Origin of the sequence: Malaciobacter marinus (assembly GCF_003544855.1) — a bacterium.
GTDB classification, from domain to species: Bacteria; Campylobacterota; Campylobacteria; order Campylobacterales; family Arcobacteraceae; genus Malaciobacter; species Malaciobacter marinus.
This window is the reverse complement of the sequence record NZ_CP032101.1, coordinates 2,906,823-2,917,098: the sequence shown is the minus strand read 5'-3', so window position 1 is coordinate 2,917,098 and position 10,276 is coordinate 2,906,823. Positions and strand designations below refer to the sequence as shown.

The 10,276-nt window shown below is 24.8% G+C and carries 14 protein-coding genes; 3 read left to right on the top strand and 11 right to left on the bottom strand.

The features are described 5' to 3' along the window. Positions 1-234: 234 nt before the first annotated feature. The 3 genes from ruvC (at position 235) to AMRN_RS14090 (ending at position 2,700) form a co-directional block, all read left to right on the top strand. Entirely contained in the window at positions 235-702 is a 468-nt protein-coding gene (ruvC, locus tag AMRN_RS14100; RefSeq protein WP_079578165.1) for a crossover junction endodeoxyribonuclease RuvC, read from the top strand. A gap of 61 nt (positions 703-763) precedes the next feature. After that, the gene (gene purN / locus AMRN_RS14095; protein WP_099310669.1) at positions 764-1,333 is read left to right on the top strand and encodes a phosphoribosylglycinamide formyltransferase; all 570 of its coding nucleotides are present in this window, start codon (positions 764-766) and stop codon (positions 1,331-1,333) included. 122 nt (positions 1,334-1,455) lie between these two features. Continuing rightward, a complete protein-coding gene (locus AMRN_RS14090) occupies positions 1,456-2,700 on the top strand; it encodes a response regulator (RefSeq protein WP_099310670.1) in 1,245 nt (414 codons plus the stop codon). Position 2,701: 1 nt separating this feature from the next. Here the strand turns inward: AMRN_RS14090 and AMRN_RS14085 are convergent, their stop codons facing one another. From AMRN_RS14085 to yedE, 11 genes are all read right to left on the bottom strand, one after another. After that, positions 2,702-3,307, bottom strand: a complete 606-nt coding sequence (locus AMRN_RS14085) for a trimeric intracellular cation channel family protein (RefSeq protein ID WP_099310671.1) — start codon at positions 3,305-3,307, stop codon at positions 2,702-2,704. A 45-nt stretch (positions 3,308-3,352) separates the two neighbouring features. After that, positions 3,353-4,546 (bottom strand): ArsS family sensor histidine kinase, encoded by a 1,194-nt coding sequence (locus AMRN_RS14080; protein ID WP_099310672.1) that lies wholly within the window; start codon positions 4,544-4,546, stop codon positions 3,353-3,355. 1 nt (position 4,547) lies between these two features. Further along, positions 4,548-5,210, bottom strand: a complete 663-nt coding sequence (locus AMRN_RS14075; RefSeq protein ID WP_079578170.1) for a response regulator transcription factor — start codon at positions 5,208-5,210, stop codon at positions 4,548-4,550. After that, a complete protein-coding gene (locus AMRN_RS14070; RefSeq protein WP_099310673.1) occupies positions 5,203-5,583 on the bottom strand; it encodes a Spy/CpxP family protein refolding chaperone in 381 nt (126 codons plus the stop codon). The genes AMRN_RS14075 and AMRN_RS14070 overlap by 8 nt, the downstream gene beginning before the upstream one ends. Next, positions 5,540-5,872 carry a diheme cytochrome c gene (locus AMRN_RS14065; protein WP_237673288.1) on the bottom strand — a complete coding sequence of 111 codons (333 nt, stop codon included), beginning with the start codon at positions 5,870-5,872 and terminating at the stop codon, positions 5,540-5,542. Before AMRN_RS14065 ends, AMRN_RS14070 begins: the two co-directional genes overlap by 44 nt. A gap of 19 nt (positions 5,873-5,891) precedes the next feature. Next, on the bottom strand, positions 5,892-6,659 hold the full coding sequence (locus AMRN_RS14060) for a cytochrome b/b6 domain-containing protein (protein WP_079578173.1): 768 nt from the start codon (positions 6,657-6,659) through the stop codon (positions 5,892-5,894). Between the two features lies 1 nt (position 6,660). Next, positions 6,661-7,164 (bottom strand): cytochrome C, encoded by a 504-nt coding sequence (locus tag AMRN_RS14055; RefSeq protein ID WP_079578174.1) that lies wholly within the window; start codon positions 7,162-7,164, stop codon positions 6,661-6,663. A gap of 8 nt (positions 7,165-7,172) precedes the next feature. Beyond that, complete coding sequence (locus AMRN_RS14050) at positions 7,173-7,574, bottom strand: DUF1924 domain-containing protein (RefSeq protein ID WP_079578175.1); 402 nt, start codon at positions 7,572-7,574, stop codon at positions 7,173-7,175. A gap of 89 nt (positions 7,575-7,663) precedes the next feature. After that, positions 7,664-8,584 carry a glutaminase gene (locus AMRN_RS14045; protein ID WP_099310675.1) on the bottom strand — a complete coding sequence of 307 codons (921 nt, stop codon included), beginning with the start codon at positions 8,582-8,584 and terminating at the stop codon, positions 7,664-7,666. A gap of 35 nt (positions 8,585-8,619) precedes the next feature. Continuing rightward, on the bottom strand, positions 8,620-8,859 hold the full coding sequence (gene yedF / locus AMRN_RS14040; RefSeq protein ID WP_079578177.1) for a sulfurtransferase-like selenium metabolism protein YedF: 240 nt from the start codon (positions 8,857-8,859) through the stop codon (positions 8,620-8,622). Between the two features lie 13 nt (positions 8,860-8,872). Beyond that, positions 8,873-10,069, bottom strand: a complete 1,197-nt coding sequence (yedE, locus tag AMRN_RS14035) for a selenium metabolism membrane protein YedE/FdhT (protein WP_079578178.1) — start codon at positions 10,067-10,069, stop codon at positions 8,873-8,875. Positions 10,070-10,276: the final 207 nt, after the last annotated feature.

Genomic DNA, 10,276 nt, shown 5'->3' with positions numbered 1-10,276 from the left:
ATAATATATACTCTTTTTTCATAATTGGTAAATATTATAGCTAAATATTTATGAAAAAATTATCAACACAGTGAATAAATTTTAAATTTTGTGTGAAAAGAATGATAATTTAAGTGAATATTTATAAAAGATTGACGATTATACCACACTTTAAACATGTGAATAAAGTGATTTAACCATAAGTGAAAAGATGAATAGATAATTTTTATGTGATGAATAAAAGGTGAATAAGTAGTGAAAATATTAGGAATAGATCCAGGTACAAGAAACTGTGGATATGCAATAATTGAAAAAAATGGAAGAAATATCAAGCTTTTAGAAGCTGGTTTAATAAAAATAAAAACAAAGATTTTACAAGAACAAATTGTCGAAATGACAGAAGGACTTGATATGATTTTTAAAAAGTTTGATATTAATGAAGTTGCGATTGAAGATATGTTTTATGCTTTTAATCCAAAAACAGTTATAAAATTAGCACAATTTAGAGGAGCAATTTCATTAAAAGTTCTTTTAGAATTTGGAAATTTTGCAGAATATACTCCTTTGCAAGTAAAACAAGCAGTAACAGGAAATGGTAAAGCTGCAAAAGAGCAAGTTGCATTTATGGTAAAAAGGTTATTAGGTATAAAAAAAGAGATAAAGCCATTAGATATTACTGATGCAATTGCAATAGCAATTACTCACTCACAAAGAATAAAATAATTTTAATGGTTTACATCTTAAAGTTTTTTTATTATAATCTCAAATTTATTTAAGGTAGGCTATGAAAAAAATAGGAATTCTTTCATCTCATAATGGTAGTGGTTTTGATTATATTCAAAAAGCATGTGAAGATAAAATTTTAAATGCACAAGTTGTTGTAATTATTTCAAATAATAGTGATGCAAATGTTTTAAAAAAAGCAAGTAGTAAAAATATTCCAAATTATATAATAAATTCAAAAAAATATGATGACACTGATGAAGAAATTACAAATTTACTTAAAAAGTATAAATGTGATTATATATTTTTATCTGGATATATGAAAAAGATTGAATCAAAACTATTAAAAGAGTTTGAAAATAAGATAATAAATACACATCCATCACTTTTACCAAAGTTTGGAGGAAAAGGGATGTATGGAAGAAATGTTCATGAAGCAGTTTTAAAAGCAAATGAAAAAATTTCAGGTGTCACTTTACACTATGTAAGCAAAGATTATGATGAAGGAGAATTTATTTTACAAAACTCTTTAAAGCTTAATGAAAATGAAACTATTGAGTCACTTGAAGATAGAATTAAAGCTCTTGAAAAAAGAACTATTATTGAAGGATTGAAAAAAATAATATTATAGAATTTGACACAATTACCTAAAATACTAATTTCAAAGTTAATAAAATATAAAACAAAAGAGTAATATAATTTTTAATAATTAAGATAAACTTATATGAAATATCATAAAATTAGGAAATTACAATGATAGATATATCTTTTTTGAAAACTCTTTGTATTTTATATGTAGAGGATCATTTTTCAACGCAAGAAGAATTAGGCAAAATCTTTAAAACTTTTTTTAAAAAAGTTTATATTGCAAGTGATGGAAAAGAGGGATTAGAACTTTATTTAAATAATAAAGATGAAATAGATGTAATTATTAGTGATATAAATATGCCAAATCTTTCAGGAATTGGTATGTTAAAAGAGATTAGAAAACTAAAAATTGATGTTCCATTGATTTTTGCAACTGCTTATTCAGAATCAAAATTTTTACTTGAAGCTATCAAACTTAATACTTCTGCTTATATTTTAAAACCTTATGATGTTGAAAATATGATATTAAAAGTACAATCAATAGCAAAAGAAAAAGAAAATTCAAAGCTTGTAGAATTTCAACAAATTGAAATGCAACAGTATATTGATGTTATTGATAAAGTTGCTATTATATCAAGAACAAACCCAAAAGGAATTATTACTTTTGTAAATGATAAATTTTGTAAAACATCTGGATATGAAGAAGATGAACTACTTGGAAAAGCACATAATATAGTAAGACATCCAGATATGCCAAGTGAGATTTTTAAAGGCTTATGGAGTGATATTCAAAGTGGAAAAATTTGGCAAGGTAAAGTTAAAAATAAAGCAAAAGATGGAGAATCATATTATGTAAACTCTACAATTATACCAAGGTTCAATTCAAAAAAAGAGATTATTGAGTATATAGGAATTAGATTTTTAATAACAGATGAAGAAAATGAAAAAAGAAAGTTTAAAAAAAATATATTAACTAATATAAAAGAATCAAGAAAAAAAGAGAGTCAATATCTAACAGAGATAAGAGAGCTTGAAAAAAAAGTTAAAAATTTAGAAGATGGCTTGATTTTAAAAAATGAAGTATTAAGTAATGAAAAACAAAAAAGTGCAAAGCAACATTCACAATTACTTTATTATGAAGATGAAATAAAAAGTTTAAATACACAAATGGAAAATATAAAAGTAGAAAGTTATAAAAAAGTTTTAGAAGCAGTAACTAAAATGAAAAAATTTAAAATTACAAATGATGATTTAAAACAAAAAAATGAAACTTTAGAAAATGAAGTAAATTTAAGAAAAGATGAGTTTATAAAATTGAATGAGCAAGTAAGTGAACAAGCAAAAATTATTATTAATTTAAAGGATGTAATAGAGCATAGAGAAAGTCAACTAAAACAATATACAAAATAGATTATAGTCTTGGTAATTGCCATTTTTTGTAATAAGCTAATAATCTTAAACTAACACCAAAAATAAAAACTATAATAAGAGTAAAAAGATTCATTAGATTAAATAAATTTAATGTATAAATTATCAAGCCAACAATAATCGCAACTGTTGCATAAAACTCAGATACAAGTATAAAAGGAACTTTATTTATTAAAATATCTCTTGTTGTTCCTCCTCCAACTGCTGTTAAAAAAGCAAGTATTAAAACACCTAAAAAGTTAAAATTATTTTCAATTGCTATTAAAGATCCAGTAATTGCAAAAGAGGCTAGTCCAATTGCATCTGAGACTATAAATGCAGTCTTTCCTTCTATGTTATTAATATTGTGAAGTTTAAATATAAAAGAGAGAAAAATAGTACTTACTACTAAAATAATAGGAGTGGTATTAGTAAAAATAAATGGAGTTTCATTTGAGATTACATCTCTTATCATCCCACCTCCCAAAGCTGTTAAAAAAGAAGAAATTAAAACACCTAAAATATCAAGTTTATAATGAACTGCAATTAAAAAACCACTAAGAGCAAAAGATATAATACCTATAAAATCAGCTAATTGCAGTGCACTCATTTTAATCCTTATTTATGTTTAATAAAAATTATACATAAATTGTACTTAACTAGATAAGGATATTATAAAGTTAACTTTTTCGTTTTTATATTTATATGATATTTTAAAATTATGTTTTTTTAAAATTTTTTGAACAATACTAAGACCTAATCCAAAACCATCCCTTTGTGATAGTTCTTGAGTAAAGGGCTTAAAATAATATTCTAGATTTTTAGTTAATTGTTTTGCATTATTAATTATATGGATTTCTTTATTTATAACTTTTATTTCTATTGGATAAGAAATAGCATATTTTAAAGCATTATCAATTAAATTTTTAAGAGCCATTGATAAGTAATATAAATCACCTTCTATTAAAAAGTTTTCTTGAATATCAATAGAAATTAGATTTTCATTCTCTATATAAAGTTTATTCAAAGCTTGTATAATCAAAGTTTCAATATCAAAAGTTGAATGTTCTAACTCTTTAGAGTTTAGCTTTTCTAACTCTATTAATTCATTTGTAAGTAGTTCTAAATCATTAAAAATTGTTTTTAAAAGCTCCTTTTTAGAAAAATCTTCAATTTTTTCGATTGCAAACTTTCCTTTTGCTATAGGAGTTCTTAACTCATGCCCAATATCTTTTAAAAGTTCTTGTCTTGTTTTAATAAGTTCTTCAAGAGTTGAGGCCATTTTATTAAATGCAATACTTAATTGACCAATTTCATCTTTTGATTTTACATTTAATCTTCTAGTTAAATCTCCATTTGCAAATTTACTTATTTCTAAACTTATATTTTTTAAAGGCATTAATAACTTGATTAGATATAAAAAAATCAATACTAATACAAATATATCTAAAAAAACCAATCCATTTAAAATCATTTTATCTTTTAAATTATCTTCATCTTGAGTCTTTAATAAATATTTTTCATCTAAATAGTTTATTTCTACTATAAATTCATCTTCAAAACTTTTTTTTGCAATTAAAATATGACCAAAAGTAAACTCTTTGAAATAAAGAGTTTGAGTGTTTTTGGGTTTTTCTTTTATTTTTTTAAGATTATGATTTTTTAAAATTTTATCAATTTTTGCCTTGTTATCATAATTTTCTAATATATTATTTGCAACTTTTACATATTTTTCTTTTATTAATTTATCTATTCTTTTTGAGTTTATATTATCAGTCCAAATACCAATAATTATCATAAGTGTTAAACTTATAAGAAATAATATAGAGATTTTTTTTAAAATAGACATATTAACCTACAAACTTATATCCAATACCCCATATAGATTTTATATATATAGGGAATTTTGAATCATCACCAATTTTTTGTCTAATATTTGAAATATGCATATCAATAGTTCTATTTTTAGTATTAATATTTAAAGAAGTTGCATTAACTATTTGTTCTCTTGAAGAAACTTTATTTATATTCTCACATAAAAAAAGAAATATTTCATACTCTATTTTTGTTAAATCAATAGGATACTCTTCTAAGAAAACCTCTTTATTGATTTTATCAATAATAAAATCAGAAATGAAATGTTTTTCATTTAAACTTTTTTTTAAAATGTTTTCAATTCTTAAAACAAGCTCTCTTGGTTCATAAGGCTTTGCTAAATAGTCATTAGCACCAAGCTCAAAACCATGTATTTTATTTCCTATATCTGCTCTTGCAGAAGAGATAATTATAGGAATATTAGAAATTTTTTGGATTTGTTTAAATAAGTCAAACCCATCCATCTCGGGCAACATTAAATCTAGTATGATTAGATTGAATTTTTTAGATTCTAATAATTTTAAAGCTTTTTTAGGATGAGAAATAGCAGTACAATCAAAATTATAATCTTTTAAGTATTCTACTATTAAACTCTGCATTTGAATATCATCTTCAATTAATAAAATTTTTTTATTCAACTTTCCACTCCTGTAGATAATGTGAAAATTTTTTTCTTTGTTCTTTTGTCAATATTTTATGTATTTTTTTTAATGTTTTAACTTCAAGCTCTACTGCTTCTTCTTCTATCTCTTCTGCAATATCTTCATATTTATCTTCATCAAAATAATCTTTTTTTATTAACTCTTGAAGCTTTTTTTCTTCATGTTGTCTATAATAATAAAACTTTTCATACCTTTTTTTATGAGAAATTAAAATTTTTTTTAATTTATGTTGTTGTGACTTATTAAGATTTAAAAAATCAAGATTTTTATAAATGTGGTTACTATCTTTTGCAAATAAAGTAAGACTATTTAATATTACTAAAATTATGAATACTCTTAATATCTTCATCTTCAATTAGTCCTTTTTCTATATTTTTATGACAAGCATTACAATTTGCTTTGGATTTAACTAAACTATTTAAAAAAATTGCTTTTCCTATATTTCTATGTTTTTCTTTCCAATAAATAGTATCTGTAATAGCTATTATATCTTTATTTTTTAAAGAATCCAAAATCATTACACTAGCTTCTTTTGTAGAAGTTTCAGCACTATTTTGTTCTAAAAACTTTAAAATTATATTATGCGTTTTTTTATCAACAGTTGCATCATCTCCAAAATGATTTTCTAAATTATTCATTAAATTATTCCATGAGTCTTTAGGTAAAAGAAAGGGAGGGATAAAGAGTATGACATGAAGCACACTCTTCGACAAAAAGCTCATTTTGTACTTTATAATTAATTGGCTTGTTAATTGAAGCTACTAAAATATTTTTTGGATTTATTAGATTAAATATTAAAAATGAAATTAATAATATAAACATAAGAGCTGCAAAAAGTTTTTGAAAAATATTTAGTTTTATACTTTTATTTTCTTTACTATTTTTATAGCCAGTAAAAATTGATTTTAAAGTTTCTACTTCTTTATGTAAAAATTTATCAAGTATAATACCAACTAGATGTAGAACAATTAAAAATATAAAGAAGTTTGCAAAAAACTCATGTAAGTCATCCATACTTTTCATATTTTTAAAAAAAGTCTCATTTAAAAAACTTAAGATACCTTTTCCTTCTTGTATCCCATATGTTAATACTCCTGTTAAAATGATAAGTAAAGTACAAACTAGCATAGTAATCATTACATATGAGGCTGCTGGATTATGACCTATATATTTTGACTCTTTTTTTAAGATATTTGAAGAGTATTCTTTTATCTTTTTTGTTGGAAAGTCTTTAAATTTTGAATATTTAGGTCCAAAAAATCCCCATAAAATTCTAAAAACTAAAAGAATTAATACAGCATAACCAACTATTGCATGATAGTTTAACAAATGGTCATCATCTGTTAAAAAAGCTATTAAAATTCCTACTACAAAAAGCCAGTGAAAGGCTCTTGTAGGAAGTGACCAAATATATGATTTATTCATTTTAATCCTCCCATTTTCCATAGTTTGGAATATCTACGTCATCATCATTAAAAATAGCTTTTTTTGCACCTTGATGACAAGCAGTACAATTAAATAAACCTTTTACTTCTTTTTGAGTAATTAGATGTTTTTTAATTTCTTTATGTTTTTTATGAATATATGGTGTTTTTGAAATAGCAATATAAATTTTATTTTTTGGAATACTTTGTACTATCTTTCTACTTCTTTTATAATTCATATTTTTTTCAGCACTATTTTCCTTTAAAAACTTTGATAGAGTTTGAAATGTTTTTTTATCAATTGTTGCATCATCTCCAAAATGATTTTCTAAATCAGACATTAATTTTTCCCAAGAATTTTGAGGTAAAAGTCCAGGAAAATATGCAAAATGACAAGCTCCACACTCATTTATATATAAGTCATTTGATACTAGTGGAACATCTTTTTTTATATTATTACTAAATAAAGATAAGTTTATAAAAATTAATAAAATTAAAGTTTTCATTTTTATCCTTACTTATTTAAAATATAAACTAGTACATCACCTTTTTCTTGTGCTGTACCAACTCTATTATATACATCTTTGAAATTTCTTCTTAGCCATTTTTTCACTTTTTTTACATCAGTTAATCTTGTAGGGTTTACTTTTTTTGATAAAGGTTCTATCTCTTTTGCTGTAAAATAGTTTTCACTTTTTTTTGTTAAATCTATACCATGGCATGAAGTACATGCAATCTTTTTCCCTTTTTTCCCAATATGTTTAGAAGTAAAGATTCCTTCACCTCTTTTAATATTAAACTCTTTAAAGTTTGGATTTTCTTTTGTTGCTTCTTTTTTTAAATTGCTTAAATAAGTATTTAGTTCACTACTAAAAGAGAAAGTAGCAAAGATAAATATTAGAAGTAAATTTTTCATCTTAATTCCTTTGTATTTCGTATTATTTTGAAAGTATAAAGGAATAGTTTAAATTTTTTATGTAGAGTTTCTTGACAATTTCTTTACATTTAAAAGATTGATAGTTTAGTTTTTGATGTAAATAGTTCTAAAGCTTTTGTTCCAGCGTGTGAATTTCCTTTTGCATTTAATCTTGGTGAGTAAACACAAATTGACATTTTTTTAGGAACCACTGCTACTATTCCACCTCCAACGCCACTTTTACCAGGAAGTCCCACATGAAAAGCAAAATCTCCTGATGCATCATAGTGACCACAAGTTAACATTAAAGAGTTAACTCTTTTTGCTCTTGATGAGTTTATATAAATCTCTTTTGTTATTGGATCTTCTCCATGATTTGCTAAATATAACATTGATTTTGCTAATTGTTCGCAGTTCATCATCAAAGAACACTGTTTAAAATAAGTATCTAAAGTATTTTCTATTGGATTTTTTATATTGTTAAAACTTTTCATTAAACTTGCTAAAGCTTGATTTCTATATCCATGTTTTAACTCAGAATCAAATATTTTTTCATCATATGTGATATTTTCTTTGCAAAGAGTGTTTATAAAGTTATTAATTGCTTTAAAGGCTTTTTCTTTTGTTTTATAGTATGAAAGTAAAGTATCTGTTGTAACTATTGCACCTGCATTAATAAATGGGTTTCTTGGTATACCTTTTTCATACTCTAATTGAATAAGTGAGTTAAAAGGGTTACCTGATGGTTCATGCCATACTCTTTTATAAAGTTTAGTTGAGTAAAGTTCTAAAGCCATACTAAAAGTAAAAACTTTTGAAATACTTTGAATGGAAAATTTTTTATTATATGAGCCAATATTATAAGATCTACCATCTAGTAAATGAATACTCATGGCAAAATCATCTGCATCTACTTGTTTAAGTGCTGGAATATAACTAGCAACTTTTCCTTTTGTAAGTTCTGGTTGTATTTGTTCATAAATTTCTTCAAGAATAGTTTGATAGTTCATTTTAATCCTTTAGAGGTATTATACCTCTAAAAAGACTATTTTCTAATTACGTATTTAATAGTTGGACCACTACTATCTACTTCTAAAACTTCATATCCATGATTTTTTGCATCTGCTGGAATATTATTGATACTTTGTGGACAATCACTAATTACCTCTAATATTTCACCTTTTTTTAAATCTTTCATTGTTTCAAGTGCATTTACTGCTGGATATGGGCAAGGTTCCCCTTGCATATCAAGTCTATAATCTGGAACAATTTCATCTTTTTTCATTTTAATTCCTTATTTATCTATTTATTGATTTCTTTAAATATCTTTTTTCTAATACTAAAATAAGTATAAAAAGAAGAACTAATAGGCCATAATTTAAGAATAATCCACCATAATTACCAAATGATTCAAGTAAATTAATTTTTGGCCAGCTTGTAGCTAATTGTAATGATAAATCATCCCAAACAAAAGCTAGTAGTGTTGAACCTATAACATTTCCAATTCCAACTACCCAAAAATGAACTTGTCCTTCAACAGCTCTATACATCCAACCACATTCGCAACCACCAGCTAAAACAATACCAAATCCAAATAAAACACCGCCAATAATTGCATTTGGTCCTGCCCACATGATTTTTGCAGGTTGTCCCATTGTAATATATGAAAATACACCAATTGTTGCAACTACCATACCAATAACAATTGCTTTTGCCATTTGGCTTCTACCTGTTGTAAAAATATCTCTAAATGCAGATGTAAAACATATTTGAGCTTTTGCAATTGCTAAACCAAAAGCACTACCAAATAACATTGCCATTCCAAGTTTTGTACTACCTTGAACAAAAATTAGATAAACTGCCCATAAAAGAACTGCAATAAATACTATGCTTCCTAATTTAAAAAGATTATTTACTCTTTTTTTATCAGTATGTAACTCTTTTGAGCACGATACTTTTTTTAGTTTAATTTTTGATTGGAAAAATGGAAGTAGTGAAAATTTAGCACCTAAATATACCCCTAAAATCATAGCAAGAGTAAACATCCAAGCATGAAATGAAAATTGTGGAATACCAGTAAAGAAACTTGCAAGGTTACAACCCATACCAAGTCTTGCTCCAAAACCTGCAATAATACCACCTATTAAAGCTTGATAAACTCTAGTACTACTTACAGGCATTCTAAGTTTTACATTATTTCCCCAAAATGCAGCAGCAATACAACCTGCAAACATACCAATAATCATAACACCATCAATTCTTGTAAAAATATTACCATCCATATTCATGATTTTGTAATATCCCCAAGTAGATAAATCCACACCAAAGGCTTCAAGAATATGTCCACCCCATCTAGTAAATTCACCAGTTACAGCCCAATAAGTTCCAGTAATACCAAAGTAATAAGCCGATAAAATTCCAAGTGCAATAACAGCAGGAATAGGTGCCCAAAACTTAACTAAAAAATCTCTTTTGAAATTTTGCCAAAAGTTCATATATACTCCTAAGAGTTAAAAAATAATAATTTTAAAAATAGTAATGAAAAGAAGAAATAAGTATTTTTACTATTTTAAAATGTAAGATAAGACAGAACTTGATAGTTTGTTCAAGATGTCAATTTGTACCACAAATCTGAACGAAATAATAACTCAAATAACTTTAATATTAATTAAAAAAAAGTAATTTTTTTTTAATTTTTAATT

Bases quoted from the DNA above. Each gene is read 5' to 3' on its own strand.
- purN (WP_099310669.1), top strand. From the start codon at position 764: ATGAAAAAAATAGGAATTCTTTCATCTCATAATGGTAGTGGTTTTGAT.
- AMRN_RS14090 (WP_099310670.1), top strand. From the start codon at position 1,456: ATGATAGATATATCTTTTTTGAAAACTCTTTGTATTTTATATGTAGAG.
- AMRN_RS14085 (WP_099310671.1), bottom strand. From the start codon at position 3,307: ATGAGTGCACTGCAATTAGCTGATTTTATAGGTATTATATCTTTTGCT.
- AMRN_RS14080 (WP_099310672.1), bottom strand. From the start codon at position 4,546: ATGTCTATTTTAAAAAAAATCTCTATATTATTTCTTATAAGTTTAACA.
- AMRN_RS14070 (WP_099310673.1), bottom strand. From the start codon at position 5,583: ATGAAGATATTAAGAGTATTCATAATTTTAGTAATATTAAATAGTCTT.
- AMRN_RS14065 (WP_237673288.1), bottom strand. From the start codon at position 5,872: ATGAATAATTTAGAAAATCATTTTGGAGATGATGCAACTGTTGATAAA.
- AMRN_RS14060 (WP_079578173.1), bottom strand. From the start codon at position 6,659: ATGAATAAATCATATATTTGGTCACTTCCTACAAGAGCCTTTCACTGG.
- AMRN_RS14055 (WP_079578174.1), bottom strand. From the start codon at position 7,164: ATGAAAACTTTAATTTTATTAATTTTTATAAACTTATCTTTATTTAGT.
- AMRN_RS14050 (WP_079578175.1), bottom strand. From the start codon at position 7,574: ATGAAAAATTTACTTCTAATATTTATCTTTGCTACTTTCTCTTTTAGT.
- AMRN_RS14045 (WP_099310675.1), bottom strand. From the start codon at position 8,584: ATGAACTATCAAACTATTCTTGAAGAAATTTATGAACAAATACAACCA.
- yedF (WP_079578177.1), bottom strand. From the start codon at position 8,859: ATGAAAAAAGATGAAATTGTTCCAGATTATAGACTTGATATGCAAGGG.
- yedE (WP_079578178.1), bottom strand. From the start codon at position 10,069: ATGAACTTTTGGCAAAATTTCAAAAGAGATTTTTTAGTTAAGTTTTGG.